At 73.5% G+C, this 21,342-nt stretch carries 14 protein-coding genes; 8 read left to right on the top strand and 6 right to left on the bottom strand.

Annotated elements, in window-relative coordinates; all coding sequences use genetic code 11:
• Positions 1–27: 27 nt before the first annotated feature.
• Positions 28–1,350, bottom strand: coding sequence for a wax ester/triacylglycerol synthase family O-acyltransferase (locus OG386_RS37260; protein WP_328791767.1), 1,323 nt, complete (start codon positions 1,348–1,350; stop codon positions 28–30).
• Between the two features lie 224 nt (positions 1,351–1,574).
• Between OG386_RS37260 and OG386_RS37255 the strand changes: the two genes are divergently transcribed.
• From OG386_RS37255 to OG386_RS37245, 3 genes are all read left to right on the top strand, one after another.
• Complete coding sequence (locus OG386_RS37255; RefSeq protein ID WP_328791766.1) at positions 1,575–2,666, top strand: WD40/YVTN/BNR-like repeat-containing protein; 1,092 nt, start codon at positions 1,575–1,577, stop codon at positions 2,664–2,666.
• An 11-nt stretch (positions 2,667–2,677) separates the two neighbouring features.
• On the top strand, positions 2,678–3,364 hold the full coding sequence (locus tag OG386_RS37250) for a uracil-DNA glycosylase (RefSeq protein WP_030012774.1): 687 nt from the start codon (positions 2,678–2,680) through the stop codon (positions 3,362–3,364).
• 96 nt (positions 3,365–3,460) lie between these two features.
• Positions 3,461–4,375: a sirohydrochlorin chelatase gene (locus tag OG386_RS37245; RefSeq protein ID WP_328791765.1), complete on the top strand. Its 915-nt coding sequence runs from the start codon at positions 3,461–3,463 to the stop codon at positions 4,373–4,375.
• A gap of 87 nt (positions 4,376–4,462) precedes the next feature.
• On the opposite strand, the gene OG386_RS37240 is transcribed toward OG386_RS37245, so the two are convergent.
• From OG386_RS37240 to OG386_RS37230, 3 genes are all read right to left on the bottom strand, one after another.
• Positions 4,463–5,527: a lactonase family protein gene (locus OG386_RS37240; protein ID WP_328791764.1), complete on the bottom strand. Its 1,065-nt coding sequence runs from the start codon at positions 5,525–5,527 to the stop codon at positions 4,463–4,465.
• Positions 5,528–5,582: 55 nt separating this feature from the next.
• Complete coding sequence (locus OG386_RS37235; RefSeq protein ID WP_328791763.1) at positions 5,583–6,737, bottom strand: nitric oxide synthase oxygenase; 1,155 nt, start codon at positions 6,735–6,737, stop codon at positions 5,583–5,585.
• Positions 6,738–6,949: 212 nt separating this feature from the next.
• Positions 6,950–7,543 (bottom strand): GNAT family N-acetyltransferase, encoded by a 594-nt coding sequence (locus OG386_RS37230; RefSeq protein ID WP_328791762.1) that lies wholly within the window; start codon positions 7,541–7,543, stop codon positions 6,950–6,952.
• A gap of 143 nt (positions 7,544–7,686) precedes the next feature.
• On the opposite strand from OG386_RS37230, the gene OG386_RS37225 reads away from it, so the two are divergent.
• Positions 7,687–9,984 carry a HelD family protein gene (locus OG386_RS37225; protein WP_328791761.1) on the top strand — a complete coding sequence of 766 codons (2,298 nt, stop codon included), beginning with the start codon at positions 7,687–7,689 and terminating at the stop codon, positions 9,982–9,984.
• Here OG386_RS37225 and OG386_RS37220 read toward each other — a convergent pair.
• Positions 9,974–11,467 carry an FUSC family protein gene (locus OG386_RS37220; RefSeq protein ID WP_328793495.1) on the bottom strand — a complete coding sequence of 498 codons (1,494 nt, stop codon included), beginning with the start codon at positions 11,465–11,467 and terminating at the stop codon, positions 9,974–9,976. The two genes, OG386_RS37225 and OG386_RS37220, sit on opposite strands and share 11 nt — an antisense overlap.
• 418 nt (positions 11,468–11,885) lie before the next feature.
• Between OG386_RS37220 and OG386_RS37215 the strand changes: the two genes are divergently transcribed.
• Positions 11,886–12,356, top strand: a complete 471-nt coding sequence (locus OG386_RS37215; protein WP_328791760.1) for a MarR family winged helix-turn-helix transcriptional regulator — start codon at positions 11,886–11,888, stop codon at positions 12,354–12,356.
• A gap of 160 nt (positions 12,357–12,516) precedes the next feature.
• Positions 12,517–15,558, top strand: coding sequence for an AfsR/SARP family transcriptional regulator (locus OG386_RS37210; RefSeq protein WP_328791759.1), 3,042 nt, complete (start codon positions 12,517–12,519; stop codon positions 15,556–15,558).
• 66 nt (positions 15,559–15,624) lie between these two features.
• Here the strand turns inward: OG386_RS37210 and OG386_RS37205 are convergent, their stop codons facing one another.
• On the bottom strand, positions 15,625–15,846 hold the full coding sequence (locus OG386_RS37205) for a hypothetical protein (RefSeq protein WP_328791758.1): 222 nt from the start codon (positions 15,844–15,846) through the stop codon (positions 15,625–15,627).
• 212 nt (positions 15,847–16,058) lie between these two features.
• Here OG386_RS37205 and OG386_RS37200 point away from each other — a divergent pair, with 212 nt between their 5' ends.
• Complete coding sequence (locus OG386_RS37200; RefSeq protein ID WP_328791757.1) at positions 16,059–17,918, top strand: AfsR/SARP family transcriptional regulator; 1,860 nt, start codon at positions 16,059–16,061, stop codon at positions 17,916–17,918.
• Positions 17,919–18,009: 91 nt separating this feature from the next.
• Positions 18,010–21,312, top strand: coding sequence for a non-ribosomal peptide synthetase (locus OG386_RS37195; RefSeq protein ID WP_328791756.1), 3,303 nt, complete (start codon positions 18,010–18,012; stop codon positions 21,310–21,312).
• The last annotated feature ends 30 nt before the right edge of the window (positions 21,313–21,342 follow it).

The raw sequence follows: 21,342 nt of genomic DNA, 5'->3' as shown, positions 1-21,342 counted from the left end.
AGTCACCGTACTACGGATTCTCTCGTACTACGAGACCTCTCGTACAAGCTCGTCGAGTTCTGCACGCAGCGCCCCGGCCAGGGCCGCCAGGTCCGGGACGGCCGCCGCGTCCGCGACCAGTCCGTAGTGGACCGTCCCCTTGTACGTCGAGACCGCGACGGCCAACGACTGCCCCCGGGCCAGCGGGGCGAGCGGGTACACCTCACCGACCGGGCTGCCGCCGAGGGTGAAGGTGAAGCTCGGCAGCGGCACGCTGGTGACCAGGATGTCGAAGAGCAGCCGGGCGGCCTGGGCCACGAGCGGGCCGCCGAGCCGGTGGCCGAGCGGATGGACGTGATCGGCGAGCAGGGCGACGGCCCCGGCGCCGCGGGCGGGTCCGGCGTCCTTGTTGCGGTCCATGGCGGCGCGCACGCTGTCCAGGCGGCGCAGCGGATCGGATTCGGCGAGCGGCAGCCGGAGCAGGTAACCGGAGAGCCGGTTCCCGGCGCCCCCCGAACCGCCGGGTCCGCGGCGACGGGACACCGGGATCAGCGCGCGCGGCCCCGCACCCCAGGGCTCGGGATCGCCCCGCTCCGCCAGCCAGCGCCGCAGTGCGCCCGCGACCAGGGCGATGAGCACGTCGTTGACGGTGCCGCCGGCGCCCTTGCGGACGAGGTTGACCTCGTCCAGGTCGAGCGCGAGGACGGCGACCGCGCGGGCTCCCGAGCCGGTGGAGTGCGCAGTGAGGGCCGCCGGCACCCCGAGCGGCAGTCCGGCGCGGGCCACGGCCGCGCCGATCTCCAGGGCCTGGCCGACGTCCTGGACCCGGGCCGCCAGGGCTCCGGGGAGCCGGCGCAGGACGGAGCCGCCCCGCTGCTCGGGGACCGGGCGCGCGGGTGGCCTCGGGGCCGTCGCCTCGTCGAACAGGGTGGCCGCGAGGGCCAGCGCGCCCATGCCGTCGGCGAGGGCGTGGTGGAACTTGAAGAGCACCGCGAAGGAGTCCGGATCGGGCCCGGCCAGTACGTGCGCCTCCCACGGGGGCAGCGCCCGGTCCAGCGGCCGGGCCATCAGCGGTCCGGCCGCGGCGTGCGGAACGACCTCGTCGGTACGGACGAGGAACACGTGCCGGGCCGGGTCGAAGCCGGGGTCCGGTGACCAGGCGGCCGCGCCGACCGGCAGCAGCACGTCGCGGATCCGGCGGCGCAGGCGCGGCACGGCCGCGCAGCGGGCGGTGAGCAGGTGCGCGGCCCGCTCCGCGGCGCCGGGCCCACGGGCGCGGAAGACGGCGAGGGCGCCCAGGTGCATGGGGTGGTCGGCGGATTCGATCCGCCAGAAGGCGAGGTCGAGCGGGGACAGGTGCTCGGTGGCCACATATGTCCTCTCGCGTGCGGCGGCAGTGACCTGAAGTCAATCCATTACGGACACCCACATGCAAGCAGCAATCATTTCCGCGCGGTAAATGATCGGTATTGATCTGCTCATCAGCAGCCCCGCACCGTCCGCCGGGTCACTGTCACCGGACAGGTGCAGACTGGCCGAAAAGATACCCTGCAAGGTGCGCCCGCCGAGGGCGACGAGGTCCGGAGGTGCCGGCCATGGCCGACGTAGTGCTGCTCGTGGGAACCCGCAAGGGACTCTTCATCGGCCGTCGCCGGGGCGGGGCGCCCTGGGAGTTCGACGGGCCCCATTTCAACGCCCAGGCCGTCTATGCGGTCGCCGTCGACCGCCGGGGTCCGGCGCCCCGGCTCCTGGTCGGCGGGGACAGCTCGCACTGGGGGCCGTCCGTCTTCAGCTCCGACGACCTCGGGGCGACCTGGCGGGAGCCCGCCGCGCCCGCCGTGCGGTTCCCCCAGGACACCGGGGCCTCCCTGGAGCGGGTCTGGCAGTTGCAGCCGGCCGGCCCCGAGGCCCCCGGCGTGGTGTACGCGGGGACGGAACCGGCCGCACTCTTCCGCTCGACCGACCGGGGCGACTCCTTCGAGCTGGTCCGCCCGCTGTGGGAGCACCCGAGCCGCGGGAAGTGGGTACCGGGCGGCGGCGGCGAGGGCCTGCACACGGTGATCACCGACCCGCGCGACCCGGACGCCGTGACGGTGGCCGTGTCCACCGCCGGGGTGTTCCGGACCCGGGACGGCGGCGCCAGCTGGGCGCCGTCCAACGAGGGGGTCTCGGCGGTGTTCCTGCCGGACCCGCACCCCGAATTCGGCCAGTGCGTGCACAAGATCGCCCGGGACGCCGGGGACACGGACCGCCTGTACCTGCAGAACCACTGGGGCGTCTACCGCAGCGACGACGCGGGCGGCCGGTGGACCGACATCGGCGGCGGGCTGCCCTCCGACTTCGGCTTCGCGGTCGCGGCCCACCCGCACCGGCCCGACACCGCCTACGTCTTCCCGCTCAACGCCGATTCCGACCGGGTCCCGGCCGAGCACCGGTGCCGGGTCTTCCGCACCCGGGACGCGGGCGCCACCTGGGAGCCGCTGGCGCACGGGCTCCCGACCGGGGACCACTACGGCACGGTCCTCCGGGACGCCCTGTGCACCGACGACGGGGATCCGGCGGGCGTCTACTTCGGCAACCGCAACGGCGAGGTGTACGCCAGCCACGACGACGGCGACAGCTGGCACCTGCTCGCCGAGCACCTGCCCGACGTCCTGTGCGTGCGGGCGGCCGCGTTCGGCCAGTAGAGTGATCCACTGTGGCAGCACGACCGTTGAACGAGATCGTCGAGCCGGGCTGGGCCCGGGCTCTGGAGCCGGTGGCGGGGCAAATCGCCGCCATGGGCGACTTCCTGCGCGCCGAGATCGCAGCGGGGAGGACATACGTACCGGCCGGGGCCAATGTGCTGCGCGCCTTCCAACAACCCTTCGACGAGGTCAAGGTACTGATCGTCGGGCAGGATCCCTATCCCACGCCGGGACACGCGGTGGGGCTGTCCTTCTCGGTCGCCCCCGACGTACGACCGGTACCGCCGAGCCTCGACAACATCTTCCTGGAGATGCACCGGGACATCGGCACCGGCCGCCCGGCGAACGGCGACCTCACCCCGTGGACCCGGCAGGGCGTCCTGCTGCTCAACAGGTCGCTCACGACCGCGCCCCGGCGCTCCAACGCGCACCAGGGCAAGGGCTGGGAAGCCGTCACCGACCAGGCCATCCGGGCCCTGGCCGCGCGCGGCAAGCCGCTGGTCTCCATCCTCTGGGGACGAGCGGCCCGCAACCTTCGGCCGCTGCTCGGCGAGCTGCCCGTCGTGGAGTCCTCGCACCCCTCCCCCAAGTCGGCCGACTACGGCTTCTTCGGCTCCCGGCCGTTCAGCCGAACGAACGAGTTGCTGGTGGGTCAGGGATCACAGCCTGTGGACTGGCGCTTGCCATCCGTCAGTTGAACGTATCTGATATTCACCGGATAAATACGGACAGATGCCTCGCGAGAAGGCCCTGCCCGAACACCTTGTTCCGATAAGCCAGTAGCATGCGGCGCCATGAGCTCCCCCACTGGGCCCGCAAATGGCCTGCCCGTACGAATGCCGCGACCCCGCCAGACCGGACGGCACCGCCGGCCCGAGCCCGCGGTGGCGCCCGAGGGCGCGCCCGCGCTGGTGCTCGCCGTGCCCGGTGCCCCCTCGGCCGCCTCGCGAGGGCTCGCGGAAGAGATCATCAGCATCGGCCGCTCCGAGCTGCCGGGCCTCGACGCCCGGATCGGCTTCCTCGAAGGTGACGACGACACCGAGTTCCCGTCCCTGTCCGGCGTGCTGACCGCCGTCGCGACCGAGCGCCTCGCGCGCGCGGAGTTCGCCCGCGCGGCCGGCCACGAGGTGCCCGCGCCGACCGGCCCGGACGCCGTGGTCGTGCCGCTGCTGGCCGGCCCCGACAGCGATCTGCTCCGCCGGATCCGCCAGGCGCTGATGGACTCCTCGGCCGCCGCCGAGCTGGCCGACGTGCTCGGCCCGCACCCGCTGCTCGCCGAGGGCCTGCACGTGCGCCTCTCCGAGGCGGGCCTGGCCCGCGCCGACCGTGCCCGGCTCTTCACCGTGACCACCGCCGCCGACGGCATCGTCCTGGCCACCACCGGTGGCGAGGAGGCCGTGCAGGCCGCCGGGATCACGGGCATGCTGCTCGCCGCCCGGCTCGCCGTGCCCGTCAAGGCCGCCGCGCTCGACCAGGAGGGTTCGGTGGCCGCGGTCGCCGAGCAGCTGCGCCGCGAGGGCTCCACGCTGCTCGCGCTCGCCCCGTACCTGATCGGCCCGGAGGCCGCCGACGGACTCCTCGACACCGCCTGCAAGGAGGCCGACTGCGCCGCCGCCGAGGTGCTCGGCGCCTACGGCGCGCTCGGCAAGCTGGCCGTCGCGCAGTACGCCGCGGCTCTCGGGATCGCCCAGGACGCCGCCGCGCACTGACCCGCCCGTACGACGCGAAGGGCCCCCGGCGGCCACGGTCTCCCGTGGCCGCCGGGGGCCCTTTCGCACGCCCCGTGCGCGCCGGCGTCAGCCGAGGACCACGCAGGTGGCCGCGGGCACGGCCAGCGAGCCGGCCCGGTGCGGCTGGCCGGTCAGCGGGTCCACGTCGAACCAGGTGACGTCACCCGAGCGCTCGTTGGCGGCGTAGAGCCGGTTCCCCGAGGGGTCGGCGGCGAGATCGCGCGGCCACGCGCCGCCGCAGTCCACGGCGCCGGTGAGCCGCGGCTTCCCGGGCCCGTCGGCGAGCGAGAGGGTGACGAGCGCATCGGCTCCGCGGACGGCCGCCCAGACGAACCTGCCGTCGGGTGAGGCGATGATCGCCGAGGGGTAGGCCCGCACGGCCCCTGAGGCGCCCTCGGAGGCCACCGGGGCCTCGCCGACCGGTTCCAGTCGCCCGGACGCCCCGTTCCAGCGGCAGACGGTCACCTGCGGCTCCAGCTCGTGCAGTACGTACGCCACCGCGCCCTCCGGATGGAAGGCGAGGTGGCGGGGGCCGGTCCCGGCCCGCAGCACGGTCTCGGAGTGCACCCGCAGCGCCCCGGTGGCCGGGTCCAGCGCGCAGACCCGTACCGAGTCGGTGCCGAGGTCCACGCTGAGCACCCAGCGGCCGGTCGGGTCGGGCAGCACCTGATGGGCGTGCGGGCCCTCCTGCCGGCCGGCGTCGGGTCCGGAACCCCGGTGCGGCAGGACGCGCGAGGGGCCGCCCGGGCGGCCGTCGGCGGCGAGCGGGAGGCTACTGACGCTTCCGGAGGTGTAGTTGGCGGTGAGCAGCCTGCGCCCGGCCACGCTGAGGTGGGTGGGCCCGGAGCCCCCGACGCGGACGGCCGCGCCGAGGGGGGCGAGACCCGCCGCAGTGGGCCGGAAGGCGGTGACCGCGCCGCGCTCGGTCTCGTTGACCGCGTAGAGCACACCGGTGGCGCGGGAGAGCGCGAGGTACGAGGGGTCCTCGGCGGCGGTGACCGCGAGCGGGGTCAGCGCCCCGGTCTTCGGATCCACGGCCGCGGTGGTGACACCGCGGCCGCCCGCCGAGGTGAACGATCCGATGTAGGCCCGGGGTTCACCGCTCCGGTCCCTGCTGTCCGCGCCGCCCACGTTAAGCCCCTCTCACCGCTGCCGGATCCGTCCGGAGCCGACGGTAACAGAAGGTCTAGACCAAGCCGCGCCCTTGGGCCCGCTCCTGCGCGCCGCGGTGGTGGACGTAGGCCGTGCTGCTGCTGCGGTCCTCGTAGGTGCGGTGGAAGACCGGGGTGGCCGAGCCGGAGATCGGCGGCACGATCCAGGACCAGTCCGCGCCCACCTCGCGCCCCTTGCGTTCCTCCCGTTCCATGTGCGCCAGGAAGCGCCGGGACTCGGTGTGGTGGTCGGCGATCGTGACCCCGGCGCGGTCGAAGGAGTGCAGGACGGCCCGGTTCAGCTCGACGAGCGCGCGGTCCTTCCAGAGGGACCGGTCGCTGGAGGTGTCCAGGCCCAGGCGGCGGGCCACGGCGGGCAGCAGGTTGTACCGGTCGGTGTCCGCGAGGTTGCGCGCGCCGATCTCGGTGCCCATGTACCAGCCGTTGAAGGGCGCGGCCGGGTAGTGGATGCCGCCGATCTCCAGGCACATGTTGGAGATGGCGGGTACGGCGTGCCAACGCAGCCCCCAGTCCGCCCAGCCGTCGCCGTCGCCGTCGCCGTCGCCGTCGGGATGGTCGATCGGCACTTCCAGGACGGCGTCCGCGGGGGTGTCGAACCAGCGGGGCTTGTCGTCGACGCCCTGGACCACCAGCGGCAGGAGGTCGAAGGGGGTGCCGGGGCCGCCGGACCAGCCGAGCTGGAGGAGGGCCTCGGTGAGCGGGGCGTTGCGGGCGTCGCCGACGGTTATGGACGGATGGTCTCCGTAACCCGCGTACCTGACCAGCTGCTCGCTCCAGATCAGCGGGCCGGGCCGAGCCGGGGTGTCCGGGGCGAAGACCGTGATCGTGGGCCTGACCCGGCCCCGGTTGGTCGCGTCGCGCAGGTGCTCGAAGCACTCGGCGGCGATGTCGTCGGCGTCGGTGAGCCCCCGGCGGTCGCGCACCCGCAGCGAGTTCCAGTAGAGCCGCCCTATGCAGCGGTTGCTGTTGCGCCAGGCCACCCGGGCCCCGTGGACCAGCTCCTCGGGGGTGTGCACATAACTGCCGGTCTCGGCGAGCTCGGCCCTCACGGCGGCGAGCCGGGTGCGCGGATCACCGGCGTCCGCGTGCTCCCGGTGGAAGAGTCGGATGAACTCCTCGGCCGCTTCCCACACCTGGGCGGTGGTGGAGCGCTGTTGAAGAATTTCCATTCCGGGCGGTTACCCCCTGTCCGACCAGATCCACCCTGTACGTGCCGGATGAATGTGCAGTAAACAATTACCCGTTGTACATGTCGCAGGTCAGCATGGGGCGGCCGGCCGAAAGGGAGCACTCCTCCGGGTGATCCCTCGTGGATCGGGCTGCGGAGGGGCACGCGGGGGCGTACGATCCCGCGCATTGCGGGAGTTGGCCATGCGCTGGTTCAGCGGCAGGGGCGACTCATGTAGAGCGCGTGCTCGCCGGCCGCGGGCGTGCCGCCGTACAGCGCGGTGTCGAGGCCGCAGAAGGTGAATCCCATGCGCCGATAGGCGTGCACCGCCGGGGCGTTGACCGAACTGACCTCCAACCACAGGTGCTCCGCGCCCCGTTCACGGGCGAACCGCTCGGCACACTCCATCAGCGCCCGGCCGATGCCGCGCCCCCGATGGCCTGGCGAGACCTCGATGTCCTCGATGGTCAGCCGCCGGTTCCAAGGGGCGTAGCCGACGGCGGCGAACCCGCAGAGCAGGTCGCCGTCGAGGGCCACGAAGGTCCGCGCGTCGGCGTCCGAGTCCTGCCCGCCGCCGAAGACCTGCTCGTCGTGCTCCTCCGGCGGGAACACCTTGTGCACCGGCGGGTCCACGGGAACCTCCCTGAGCAAGAAGCCGAAGCCCGCGCCGTCGCCCGAGCCGGGGTCGCTCACCTCGAAGACCGTGGCGGTGGTGAAGGAGCTGTCCAGGGCCTCGATGCCGCCCGCGTCCTCGGGACGGGCGGGGCGGTAGACGATTGCGTCGGCTGAACCGCGTGCGGTGGTCATGAGATCCACCGTACGCAAAAAATCCCCCGGCCGAATTGGCTGCCGAGGGAGAAGAGAGAGCGTATATTCAATAGTTCACGACTTCACCTTAATCGAAGTCGTGGTGATGCTCACGAGGACACCGTATCGCGGCAGGAGTGCAATTGTCAACCGAGGAATTCCAGAAAGAGCAGCAATTCGTCACCGACCTCTATCGGCGCCTCGACGGTCTGCGTGACCAGGCCGAACAGGCGGTCGAAGGGGCGCTGCGCGATGTCGGTACCGGGTTTCAGGCGCGTCTGGAGCGGGACGTCCTGGTCGCCGAGCAGTCCGGCCTGCTTTCCGCCCTGAATGCGGGCGAGAACGGCCTCTGTTTCGGCCGTCTGGAGTTCTCCGACGGCCGCGACCACCACATCGGTCGGCTCGGAATCCGGGCCGATGACCCGCAGCGCACTCCCCTGGTCCTGGACTGGCGTGCGGACGTGGCCCGCCCCTTCTACCTCGCCACCGGTCACACCCCCATGGGGCTGCGCCGCCGCCGGCACATCAGCAGCCGGGGGCGCGTGGTCACCGCCCTGCACGACGAGATCCTCGACCTGACCGACGCGGAGCGCACCGGCCACGAGGGCGCCGACGCGGACGCCGTGCTCCTCGCCGCGCTCGACGCCGCCCGGACCGGCCGGATGCACGACATCGTGCGCACCATCCAGGCCGAGCAGGACCGGATCATCCGCTCCACGCACCGCGGGGTGCTGGTCGTCGAGGGCGGTCCCGGCACCGGCAAGACCGCGGTCGCGCTGCACCGCGCCGCGTACCTGCTGTACGCGCACCGGGAGCTGCTCGCCAAGCGCGGTGTGCTGATCGTCGGGCCGGGCCCGGCCTTCCTCGGCTACATCGGCGGGGTGCTCCCGGCCCTCGGCGAGACGGGCGTACTGCTGGCCACCCCGGGCGAGCTCTTCCCGGGCGTGCACGCCACCGCCGCCGACCGCCCCGGGGCCGCCGCGGTGAAGGGGCGGGCCGCGATGGCGGAGGTCCTCGCCGCGGTCGTGGCCGACCGGCAGTGCCTGCCGGAGACCGTACCGGCGGACACCGGCGAGGAGTACGACACCGTCCCCGAGCCGGCGCTGGAGATCGACCACGAGGAGTACGGGACCCTGCTGCTGGACCGCACCATGGCGTACGAGGCGCGGGACCGGGCCCGGGCCACCGGGCTGCCGCACAACCAGGCGCGCCCCTTCTTCGCCTTCCCGGTCATCGACGCGCTCACCGCGCAGCTCGCCGACCGGCTGGGCGCCGATCCGTACGGCGGTCCGAACCTGCTGGGCTCGGACGACATCGCCCAGCTCGGCAAGGAGATCGCGACGAGCGCCGCCGTGCAGGCGGCGATCGATGCGCTGTGGCCCTCGCTCACCCCCCAGCAGCTGATCTCCGACTTCCTGGCGGAGCCCACGCACCTGCCCGCGCACGAGGCCGACCTGATCCGGCGCGCGCCCTCGGCCCGGCCGGACTGGACCCCGGCCGACGTGCCGCTCCTGGACGAGGCGGCCGAGCTGCTCGGCGAGGACGACACCGCCCGGCGGGCCGCCGAAGAGCGGAACCGGCAGCGGCGCATCGCCTACGCGCAGGGGGTGCTGGACCTGTCCGCGGGCTCTCAGTCGTACGAGTTCGAGGACGAGGAGAACGAGTTCCTCGCGGCCCACGACATCATCGACGCGGAGCGGATGGCCGAGCGCCACGAGGAGGCCGACCACCGCAGCACCGCCGAGCGGGCCGCGGCCGACCGCACCTGGGCCTTCGGGCACGTGATCGTGGACGAGGCGCAGGAGCTGTCGGCGATGGCGTGGCGGCTGCTGATGCGGCGCTGCCCGACCCGGTCGATGACCCTGGTCGGCGATCCGGCGCAGACGGCCGACGAGGCGGGCTGCGGCTCGTGGGAAGGCGTCCTTACGCCGTACGTGGGCGAGCGCTGGGAGCTGGTCCGGCTGGGGGTCAACTACCGCACCCCGGCCGAAATCATGGAGGTGGCGGCGGCCGTGCTGCGCACGCGCGATCCCGGCTTCGAACCGCCGCGTTCGGTACGGGCCACCGGGGTGCGGCCGTGGGCGCACGCGACCGGCGACCTGACGGCGGCGACGCAGGAGGCCGTGGCGCGGGAGCTGCCGACGGAGGGCCGGCTCGCGGTGATCGCGCCGCGGGCGCGGCACGCGGCGCTGGCCGCCGTACTGCCGGGGGTGCGCGCGGGCGCGGAGCCGGACCTGACCCAGCAGGTGGTCCTGCTGGACCCGCGCCAGGCCAAGGGGCTGGAGTTCGACACGGTGATCGTGGTGGAACCGGACGAGCTCCGGCCGAGCGACCTGTACGTGGCGCTGACCCGGGCCACCCAGGCCCTCGGGGTGGTGCACACCGCCGGCCGGCTGCCGGCGGGTTTGGCGGACACCCCGGAGGGGCTGCTCAGGCGCTGATGACCAGCGGCGCCCGGGGGTCGGTGCGCAGCGGGGTCGCCAGGGCCACGAGGGTGTGCTCCAGGCCGTGGAGGTGGGCGAGGGCCGGTTCCGCGGCGGCGGGCCGGGGGTGCGGCACGGTGGTGGGCCCGGGAGTGCCGTGCGGGGCGGTCAGGGCCTCCACCGCGGCCTCCACGCGCCAGCAGGCGGCGGCCAGCCGGGCGTCGTGCGAGGCCTGCGGGTCGGCGGCCACCGCGACCAGCCCGCGCACGTCCCGGGCGCAGTCGTCGAGCAGCGCGAGCACCTGACGGGCCCGGGCCTTGCGGGCGCGCAGCGGGCTGAGCGGGTGGACGAGCGGCGCGAGTGCCATCCGTACCCGGCCCAGCAGCAGCTCCAGCTCGGCGGCGTGCGGGGCGGGGTCGGCGTCCGGGTCACCCGCGAGGCGATCCAGGGCGGCCGCGGTGGAGGCGCGCACGCAGTGCAGGGCGCGCTGGATCCACGCGTCGTTGGCGGCGTGGGTGGTGACCGGAAGGATGATCACGACGGCGAGGGCGGCGCCGAGCGCGCCGATGGCGGTCTCCTGGAAGCGCAGGAGCAGAAGTCCGGGGTGCAGGACGCCGAGGAGGCCGTAGAGCAGCCCGGCCATGACGGTGACGAAGAACATCATCCAGGAGTACGAGGGCGCGGCCGTGTAGAAGATCCCGAAGACGCATACGGCGACCAGGGCCGCGGTGGGCGCCGGCGCGCCGTGCAGGGGTACGGCGATCAGCAGCCCGGCGGCGATGCCGACGACGGTGCCGAGTACGCGGCGGAAGCCCCGTACGAGGGTCTCGCCCCGGGAGGTGGTGTTCACGAAGATCCACCAGGAGGTGCCGACGGCCCAGTACCAGCGGTCGTCGGAGAGCGCCTGGCCGATGCCGAGCGCGAAGGCGCAGGCGGCGGTGGCCTGGAAGGCCTGCCGGGTGGTCGGCCGTGCGAGCCCGGTTCCGGGCAGGCCGGGCGGGGCCGCGGGGGGCGGGGTGCGCCGCTCGATGGGCCACAGCCCGAAGCGCACGGCCCCGGCGGCCAGCAGCGCCAGGCCGACGGCGGCGTACAGCTCGGGCAGCTGCCCGGGCCGGGCGTGCAGGAACTGGGTGACGAAGAACATCATGAACGCGAAGATCCCGAGGGCGTGTCCGCGCGGGCCGAAGCGGCGGGCGTACACCCCGGCGAACACGACGGCGAGGAAGGCGCCGTCCCGGGCGAGCGGCACCCCGTGCAGGGCGGTGGCGAGGGCCAGGACGGGGAATCCGGCCACGGGCAGCAGGGCGGTGGTCCGGCGCTGGGCGCGGACGTCCGCGTCGAGCACGGTGAAGAGGGCGAGCAGGGCCGCCAGTCCCCCGGTGATGGAGGCGGTCAGGGAGAGGCCGCACACCTCGGCGAGGGCGACGGCGGCGGCGACGCCGATCACCGCGCGGGCCGAGTTCCGCAGTCTCATACGCCCCGGATCCGGAGCCACGAACATCCTCTTCACGGCGGTGTGCCGCCCCCCTTGCAGTGCTGCGCGCCGGCCCGGCGCCGCCCGGGGGTGGTGGGCGGCGGACGGGCACGGCGAAGGCGCCGCGCTCCGGAACCGGCTTCGTTGCCGTCCGGCGCTGCGCGGCGCCGTAAGTACATGGATACGCCACAGATAAGCATCCGGGGGCCCACTGGCTCAACCGAGCTCACCGCGACTGGGCCATTGGCACATCGGACGCGCCGACTTGTCGGCCATGAGCCTGCCAACGGACCAGCCCGCCGGGCGCCCTCCGGCGACCCGGGTCACGGCCCCGACGGGCCCGGCACACCGGCCGGGTCCCGCCGTCGTGACCGACCCTCGTCCACGTGACCACGCGCTGTTATCGTGCGCAGCGACCTGCGGGGCGTACGGAAGGGGACCGACGTTGGCGCGTAGGGCGGAGTCCGGGGAGGTCGAGGCGTTCAGCCGGGCCGCCGTGGCGGTCTTCCGGCTGAACGGACGGTTCACCGCGGCCCTGGACCGGCTCGCGCTCGCCTCGGGGCTCAGTGCCGCGCGCTGGCAGATACTCAGCACGGTGACGGGTGAATCACTGTCCGTGTCCGCCGTGGCCCGGCGGGTGGGGACCACCCGGCAGAGCGTGCAGCGCATAGCGGACCTGTTGGTACGGCAGGGGCTCGCGGTCTATCTGGACAATCCGGCGCACCGGCGGGCCAAGCTGCTCACCGCCACCGAGCAGGGCGTGGCTGCGAAACGGGAGATCGACTCCTGTCTCGCCGAGCTGGCGCGGCAGTTGTGCGAGGGCCTCGGCGGCGAGGAAGAGGTATACCGCACGGCCGAGGTGCTGCGCGGCCTGTCCGGCGCGTTGTCGTCCATCGGATCCGACGACTCTCAGTGAGGCCCGCGCACCTGTCCACCGCTATACGGACAAGGTGGCCTGAAACTGCCCATGTTTTTCCCAAGAGTTGACTGCACCGAGGAACGCGCTTTGCGGTACCGTTCGCGCCTGTCGCGGGGTTTCAAGGCCGGGGGACCTTTTGAATCGGTTTGTCTTCAGAGTGCTGGGGCCGCTGCTCATCCAAACCGATGACGGTCCGCTGCGCATCAACGGCCGGCGCCAGGTCACGGTCCTGTCGATGCTGCTGCTCTACGCAGACCGGATCGTTTCGGTGGACACCCTGGTGGACGCCGTTTGGCCGGACTCTCCCCCGGCGACGGCCCGCAACCAGATCGCCATCTGTGTGGCCACCCTCCGCAAGACCTTCAAGCAGGCCGGGGTGACCGATCTGCTGATCACCTCTCCCCCGGGCTACCTGCTGGCCAAGGGAGAGCACCGGATCGACGTCCAGGAGTTCATGGAGCGGGCCGCACAGGGGCGGGACGCCGCCCGGCACGGACGGACCGAAGAAGCGTGCGCGCAGTTCGAGGAGGCGCTCAGCATCTGGCGGGGCTCCGCACTGGACGAGCCGTCCGGCTCCCGGCTGGAGGCGGAGACCACCAGGCTCGAGCAGATGCGGCTCGCACTGATGGAAGAACGTGCCGGGCTGATGCTCCAGCTGGGCCGCCACCGCGCGCTCACCGGTGAGCTCACCGAACTGGTGGCCCGGCACCCCCTGCGCGAGCAGTGCCGCGAACACCTCATGCTGGCCCTGTACCGGTCGGGACAGCGGGCCGAGGCCCTCGAGGTGTTCCTGCACGGCCGCCGGTTACTCACCGAGCAGCTCGGGATCGAACCGGGTCCCGGACTGCGTCAGCTGCACGAACTGATCCTGCGCGACTCCCCCGAACTGACCCGGCCCCCCGCCACGGCGGCGCCCGCGCCGGCGGCCCTGAGCACCGTCCCGGCACAACTGCCCGCGGACGTGATGGCGTTCACCGGTCGGCAGGGGGAGATGACCTCGCTGGACCGTCTCCTGAAGGAGCCCTACAACCCGCACACCCCGGCGCTGGCGACCATCGTCGGCGTGGGCGGAGTCGGCAAGACCGCACTCGCGGTGCACTGGGCGAGCCAGGTGGCCGACCAGTTCCCGGACGGCCAGCTCTTCGCCGATCTGCGCGGGTACGACGAGGAGCACGCGCCGGTGTCCCCCGCCGCCGTGCTCGACCGCTTCCTGCGCGCCCTCGGGATCGGCGCGCCCCAGATACCTGCGGATCCCGACGAGCGGGCCTCGCTGTTCCGGAGCCTCCTCAGCACCCGCAAGACACTGATCGTCCTGGACAACGTACGCTCCTTCCACCAGCTCAGACCCCTGCTCCCGGGTGGCGGACGCAGCGTGGTGCTGGCCACCAGCCGGGAGAGCCTGGGCGATCTGACCGGGGACTACACGGCGCTGACCCTGCGGCTGCGGATGCTGGAGCCGACCGAGGCGACGGCGCTGCTGATCAAGCTGGCCGGGGCCGACCGGTTCGGCAGCGACCCGGTCGCCGTGGAACAGCTCGGCGCCCTGTGCGACTGCCTTCCCCTCGCGCTGCGGATCGCGGGCGCGCGACTGGCGGCCAAACCCAATCTGAGCGTACGGAGCCTGGTGGCGCGGCTGCGCGACCACCGCTCGCGCCTCGACGTGCTGAGCCCGGGCGAGGGCGGGGTGCGCGCCGGCTTCCGGCTCACCTACCGGGACCTGCCGCCGGAGACGGCCCGGATGTACCGCAGGCTCGGCCTGCTGCGCACGGCGGACTTCGCCGCCTGGGCGGGGGCGGCCGTACTGGACACCGACGTGTGGCACGCGGAGGAACTGATCGACCACCTGGTCGACGCACAGCTGCTGGAGGTGGCCGACGCCGAGCCCGGGCGGGCCGCCCGCTACCGGTTCCAGGACCTGCTGCGGCTGTTCGCCCGCGAGCGGGCGGAGTCGGACGAGCCGGAGGGGGAGACCGACGCCGCGCTGGAGCGGGCCTTCGCGTCCTGGCTCTGGCTGGCCGAGGAGGCGCACCGGCGGATCGACGGGCGCCAGTTCCCGGTGGGCCGGACGCCGGCACCGGCCCCGCGCTTCCTGCCGGAACTGGCCGACGAGCTGTTGGCCGCGCCGATGGACTGGTTCGAGTCGGAGCGCACGGCCGTCACGGACCTGGTGGCGCACGCGGCGGAGACGGGCCGGGCCCGGTACGCGTGGGCGCTGACCGAGAGCGCGGTACCGCACTTCGAGACGAAGAACTACCTGGAGGACTGGCAGCGCTGCGCCGAGCAGGCGCTGGCCTCGGCCCGGCGCACCGGCGACGAGCCGGGCGAGGCGACGATGCTGCGGCTGCTGGGGTCGCTGGCGATCTACCAGCGGCGGTACGAGCAGGCCGAGGGCTGGAACATGGCCGCGCTGCGGCTGCTGCGCACCACCGGTGACGTGGGCGGGGCGGCGCTCGCCCAGCGGAACCTGGCCATGTGCGCGCGGTTCCAGGGGGACTGGGAGCGCGCCCTGGAGTACTGCGAGGCGGCCCTCAGCGGGTTCCACGCATCGGGTGACATCGGGAACGAGGCCCATCTGCTCGGCTTCCAGGCGCAGATCGAGCTGGACCGGGGCAACGTGGGCGGCGCGCTGCCGCTCGCGGAGCGGGCGGTGGCGCTCAGCCGGCGTACCGGGTCGGTGCGGGCGGAGGCGCAGAGCGTGTACCGGCTGGCCGAGGTCCGGCTGCGCGCGGGAGATCTGGGCGAGGCCGCGGAGGCCTTCGACGCGGTACTGCGGCTGACCCGGGGCGAGGGCGACCGGGTCGGGGAGGCGCACGCGCTGCGGGGGCTGGGGCAGACGCAGTGGAGCCAGGGCCTGCTGTCGGCGGCGGGAGGGACGCTGCAGCAGGCCCTGGAGATCACGGATGAGCTGGCGGACCGTTTCCTGTACGCCCGGGTGGAGACCGATCTGGGATGTGTGGAGGCGCTCGGCGGCTGCCCGGCGGAGGCGGCGGAGAGGTTCCGGCGGGCGCGGGCCGCGTTCGGCGAGGTCGGCGCGCAGCCCTGGCGGGCGCAGGCGGGCCGGCTGCTGGCGGCGGTCCAGGGCGCGGCAGGCGAGCCGGGCGGTGGGGGCGAGCCGGGCGGTGGGGACGCCGGTGAGCTGCCGCATCGTTCCTTCACCGCGGCGGAACTGACCTTGCTGCTGACGCACCCGGAGGACTAGACGGCCTGACGGCCGGCGGCGCGTCGTGGGGCGGCGCGTCGTGGGCGGGGCAGGAGCGGGGGCGGGTCAGCCCCAGGGCATGTCGCCGTGCTTGCCGGCGGCGCCGGGGTGCGGGGGGACCAGCGGCTTGACGACGCCCCAGGGCATGTCGTCGTCGGCCTGCACGGTGGTGTGCGTGTTCGCCAGGACGGCGGGCGCTCCCCCCGCGCCGACGAGCACCCCTGCAAGAACGAGCAGGCAGGCCGCCGCCGTCGTGTTCGCCGTCTTCACCGTCAGCGTGCTGCGCATCTGGGAATCCCCTCTCGGTGGAACATCGCTACCGCTCGCTGCGGCATGAATGGAACAGTAGGGACGCCTCCTTTTTGCTCTGTGTCCCATCGATTTCGTGACCCGGTCCGCCCTCGAAATCGTCACGATATCGAGGAGACAACGCACTCCACTAGCTTCGTTCAGAGATTCTTCTCCATGAATCACGGATGGGGCGGTAGATGGAATTCCGAGTGCTCGGGCCAGTCGAGGTACGCCGGGACGGCCGCCGGGTCGCGTTCTCCGGGGCGAAGCTGCACACCGTGCTCGCGGCGCTCCTCGTGGCCCGTGAAGAGGTGATCTCCGACGAACGGCTGTGCCGGCTGCTGTGGGGCTGGGCCCCGCCGGCGACCGTCAGCGCACAGCTCTACACCTATGTTTCCCGCTTGCGCAAGATTCTCGGCGACGACGTTCTGATCGATCGTCGGCCGCCTGGATATGCCATGAGCATCGGTAATGCGACCCTCGACCTGAGCGAATTCGAGGAGCTGGCGCTCAGCGGCCGCGAGGCACTGGTCGCCGAGGACTTCGAAAAGGCCGGTGAGCTGCTGCGCCGCGCCCTGGCCCGGTGGAACGGCCTGCCCTTCGCCAACGCCACGGAATACCTCGCCGACGCCGAGGCGCCCCGGCTGACGGAGGCCCGGGCGGTCACTCTGGAGCACCGCATCGCGGCCGATCTCGCGCTGGGACGGCACGAGCAGATCACCGGCGAGCTCACCGGCCTGGTCGCCGAGTTCCCGCTGCGCGAGCGCATCCGGTGCCAGCTGATGACCGCCCTGTGTCGGTCGGGGCGGCAGGCGGACGCCATCCACCTCTACCACCACGGCCGCGCGGTGCTCGCCGACGAGCTGGGGGTCAACCCCGGCGAGGAGCTCCGGGCCACCTACCGGGCGCTGTTGGAGGGCACCCTGGACCGGCGGCCGCGCTCCGCGCCCGCCCTACTGACCGGCCCCCGGGGAGATGCGACCGGCCGCCCGGACGGCGCCCCGGCCATGCTGCCCCCCGACACCGTCGACTTCACCGGCCGGGAGCCCGAACTGGAGCTGCTGTGCCGTGCGCTGGCCCCCGATGCGCAGGGCTCCGGGCGGCCCCGCCGGGTCCTGGTCACCGGCATGGCCGGACTCGGAAAGACCGCCCTGGCCGTCCACGCGGCCCACCGCTGCCAACGACACTTCCCCGACGGCCAGTTGTACGCCGACCTACGCGCACCCGACGGCACTCCCCGGCACCCCACCCGGGTGCTGCGCGGGCTGCTGCGCGCGCTGGGGCCGATGGACGACGTACCGGACGCCGAGGACCAGGACCAGCTGGTCCGGCTCTACCGGGCGCGGACCCGGGGCAGGCAGCTGCTGATCGTGCTGGACAACGCCTCCGGGGCGGCGCAGTTGGGGCCGCTGCTGCCGAACACCCCGGAGCCGGCGGTCCTGGTCACCGGGCGGACCGCCCTGCCCACCGTGGCCGGGGCGCACACCGTGGCCCTGGCTCCCCTGGCGCGCCGGGACTCGCTGGAGCTGCTCTCGGCCGCGGCCGGCCCCGCCCGGGTGGCCTCGGCCCCCGGTGCGGCGTCCGCGATCGTCGAGCACTGCGCCGGTCTGCCGCTGGCCCTGCGGATCGTCGGGACCCGGATCGCCGCCCGGCCGCACTCCACCCCGGACCGACTGGCCCGCCGGCTGGCGGATCCGGTCACCCGGCTGCGGGAGCTGCACTCTGGCGATCTGGACGTGCACGGTTCGCTGCTGCCGTCCTGGCGGGCGCTGGACCCCGAGGTGCGGGTGGCGTTCCCGGCGTTGGCCGCGCTCGGTCCGCAGCCGTTCCCCGCCGCGGCGGCGGCACTGTCGCTGGGCCTGCCGGAGCCCGAGGCCGAGCGGCTGCTGGAGGCGCTCGCCGACGCGGCCCTGCTGGAGGTCAGTGGCGCGGACGAGTGGGGCCAGCCCTGCTACCTGTTCCATCCGCTCGTACGGCTCTTCGCGCTCTCCCTGGACGAGGGGGCGGCGGTCGACCGCGGAGCCGCCGCCCGGACGGAACATAACCGGCGGCTAACTCACCGCCCCTAGCCTCGCCCTGCCCCGCAGCAGGGCGCTCCGGCCCGTCACCACCCCAGGCACGCACCAGCCAACGGCCCGTATCACCGAATGGAGTTGGACCATGACCGAGCTCCTGCCCGCTCGCGCGGACAGTGCCGCGTCCTTCCCGATGACCGAGACGCAGCAGGCACTGATGATCGGGCGAGGTGAAGCAGTCGAGCTGGGCGGTATCGGCTGCTACGGATACTTCGAATGGGAGCGCGCGGACCTCGATCCCGAGCGTTTCGCCGCCGCCTGGCGCAAGGTGGTCGCCCGTCACGACATGCTCCGCGCGATCGGCCGCACGGACGGTACCCAGTGGGTGCCGGCCGACCCGCTGCCCTTCGAGATACCGGTCGTGGACCTGAGCGGGCTGTCCGCCGACGCCTCGCGGGATCGGCTCGCCGCGCTGCGGGACGAGATGAGCCACGTGGTCTTCCCCGTGGGCAGCTGGCCGTTGTTCGACCTGCGGATCATCCGGCTGGGCGGCCCGGGGAACCTGAGCCGGGTCCACCTCGGGATCGACCTCCAGGTACTGGACGCCTCCAGCGCCTTCCAGGTGCTCTTCCCCGAGCTGGTCGACCTGTACGAGGACCCGGACGCCGAACTCCCGGAGCCCGGCATCGGCTTCGCCGAGTACGCCCGCTGGCGCGCCGACGCCCTGCCGCACACCGAGGCCTTCCGCGCCGCCCGCGACTACTGGCTGGAGCGGGTGCCCACGCTGCCGCCGGCTCCCTCGCTGCCCACGGGCGGGTCCGCCGCCGGCGGGCGCGAGGTGCGTTTCGACCGGCGCGAGCACCGCCTCTCCCCCGAGGACTGGCAGCGCTTCTCGGCCCGGGCGCGCGAGGCGGGGCTGACGCCGTCGGTCCTGCTGACCGCCGCCTTCGCCGAAGTGGTCCGGTGCTGGGCGGAGGAGTCCGACTTCACCATCAACTACCCGATCTTCCAGCGCCCGGCGGTGCACCCGGACATCACCGGCGTCCTCGGTGACTTCACCAACGCCGTGATGCTCGCCGCCGACGGTTCGGGCGCGACCTTCCTGGACCGGGCGCACGCCCTGCGCGACCAGCTCGCCCGCGACGCGGAGCACGGCGCCTTCAACGGCGTGCGCGTGCTGCGCGAGCTGACCCGGCTGCACGGGGTGGGCGCGCAGGCCGGCATGCCGGTGGTCGTGACCAGCCTGCTCGACTACTCGGTGCGCCGGCCCGTCACGGACCTGGGCCGGGAGGTGTACTCGATCTCGCAGACCCCGCAGGTCTCGCTCGACGTACAGCTGCGCGAACTGGCCGGTGAGCTGCGCGTCATCTGGGACTTCGTCGACGGTGCGTTCGCGCCCGGCTTCGTCGACGCCGCCTTCGGCGTGTACGTGGACCTCCTGGAGCGGCTCACGCGGGACCCGGAGGCCCTGCACGCCCGGCGCTTCGACCTGATCCCGGCGGCCGAGCGGACGCTGCGCCGCCAGGTCAACGACACCGCCGGGCAGATCCCGTACACCACCTTGCACGAGCTGTTCGCCCAGCAGGTGGAGCGCACGCCCGGCGCCGAGGCCGTGGTGGACGCCGGTCGGCGGCTGAGCTACGGGGAGCTGGCCTCGTACGCCTGGCGGATCGGGCACACGCTGCGCGAGCACGGGGCGGCTCCGGGCGAGCTGGTCGCCGTGGTGATGGAGAAGGGCTGGGAGCAGTACGCCGCGGTGTACGGGATCCTCGCCTCCGGCGCCGCCTATCTGCCGCTGGACCCCTCCGTGCCGCCGGAGCGGCTGCGCCGCCTGCTCGCCGAGGCCAAGGTCGACCGGATCCTCACCCAGTCCTGGCTGGACTCCCGGATCAGCTGGCCCCCCACGGCCCGCCGCTACCGGGTGGACCAGGACTTCGAGTCCGGGACCGACACCCGGCCCGACACCGCGCAGACCCCGGCGGACCTCGCGTACACGATCTTCACGTCGGGCTCGACCGGTGAGCCCAAGGGCGTGATGGTCGACCACATCGGCGTGGTCAACCTGATCCGCGACGTCGCGACACGCTTCGAGGTCGGTGCGCGGGACCGGCTGCTGGCCATCTCCGGACTGCACTTCGACGCCTCGATCTACGACGTGTTCGGGGTGCTGACGCAGGGCGGGACCGTGGTGCTGCCGCCGCCGTTCGAGCACGCCGAGCCCGACGTCTGGGCCGATCTGGTCCAGGCCGAGCAGGTCACCCTGTGGAACTCCGTACCCGTCCTGATGGAACTGCTGGTCGGCGAGGCCGAGGTGCGCGAGCGGCGCGGCGGCGGCCGGCCGCTGGAGTCCCTGCGGCTGTCCGTGCTCTCCGGCGACTGGATCCCGCTGACGCTGCCGGACCGGCTGCGGGCGCAGAGCCCCCGGATCCAGGTGGTGGGTTCGGGCGGGCCGACCGAGACGATCTGCTGGTCGTTGTTCCAGCCGATCGGCGAGGTCGACCCCTCCTGGACGAGCATCCCGTACGGCAAGCCGATCACCAACCAGCGCTACTACATCGTCGATGCGGCCGCCCACGAGCGCCCGCTCGGGGTGGTCGGCGAGATGGCCGTCGCCAGCGACGTCGGGCTCGCACTCGGCTACTGGAACGACGCGGAGCGCACCGCGAACCGCTTCGTGCACCTCCCGGAGAGCGGCGAGCGCGCCTATCTGACCGGTGACCTGGGCCGGTACCTGCCGGACGGCAGCATCGAGATCCTGGGCCGGGACGACTTCCAGGTGAAGATCCAGGGCCATCGGATCGAGCTCGGCGAGATCGAGGCCGTGCTGCGCCAGGACGCCGAGGTCGAGGCGGCCGTGGTGGTGGCTCCGACCAGCGCGCACGGGGTGCGGCGGCTGCACGCCTTCGTCGTGGCCGGGGCCGGTGCGGCCGGTCCGGTGCTGGAGCGGCTCGCCGCGCAGTTGCCCGGCTCCATGGTGCCGGCCGCGCTCACCGTACTGCCGGAGCTGCCGCTGACCCGCAACGGCAAGGTCGACCGGCTGCTACTGGCCTCCTCCGCCGGGCGGCAGCAGTCCGCCGACGAGGCGGCCGTGCGCGACGCCGGGGACGGGTCGGGCAGCGCGCTGGAACTCGTGCTGTGTGCGGCGGTCGCCGACATCCTCGGCCTGGACGGGGTGGCGCCCGGTGACAACTTCTTCAGCCTGGGCGGCGATTCCCTCAGCGGTACCCGGCTGGCCGGTCTGCTCAAGGAGCTGCTGGGAGTGCCGGTGCCGGTGAAGACCGTGTTCCAGAACCCGCTGATCTCCGAGCTGGCCGGGAAGATCGCCGCGGACGAGCAGCACGGCGCGGAGGCGGTCGCGGCCGCCGAGGCCTTCGGCGAGCTGGAGGCGGACGAACCCGGCGCAGCCGACGCGGCCGACGAGACGGGCACCGCCGATGTGGACGGCTGAGGACACGCGCCGGTTCAGCACGGTCATCAC

It is taken from the genome of Streptomyces sp. NBC_00273, from assembly GCF_036178145.1.
Classification (GTDB): domain Bacteria; phylum Actinomycetota; class Actinomycetes; order Streptomycetales; family Streptomycetaceae; genus Streptomyces.
This window is presented reverse-complemented; position numbering and strand designations above follow the sequence as displayed.

Coding starts and splice junctions, on each gene's coding strand:
- OG386_RS37195 (WP_328791756.1), top strand. CDS start 18,010: ATGACCGAGCTCCTGCCCGCTCGCGCGGACAGTGCCGCGTCCTTCCCG.
- OG386_RS37255 (WP_328791766.1), top strand. CDS start 1,575: ATGGCCGACGTAGTGCTGCTCGTGGGAACCCGCAAGGGACTCTTCATC.
- OG386_RS37205 (WP_328791758.1), bottom strand. CDS start 15,846: ATGCGCAGCACGCTGACGGTGAAGACGGCGAACACGACGGCGGCGGCC.
- OG386_RS37235 (WP_328791763.1), bottom strand. CDS start 6,737: ATGGAAATTCTTCAACAGCGCTCCACCACCGCCCAGGTGTGGGAAGCG.
- OG386_RS37245 (WP_328791765.1), top strand. CDS start 3,461: ATGAGCTCCCCCACTGGGCCCGCAAATGGCCTGCCCGTACGAATGCCG.
- OG386_RS37220 (WP_328793495.1), bottom strand. CDS start 11,467: ATGTTCGTGGCTCCGGATCCGGGGCGTATGAGACTGCGGAACTCGGCC.
- OG386_RS37230 (WP_328791762.1), bottom strand. CDS start 7,543: ATGACCACCGCACGCGGTTCAGCCGACGCAATCGTCTACCGCCCCGCC.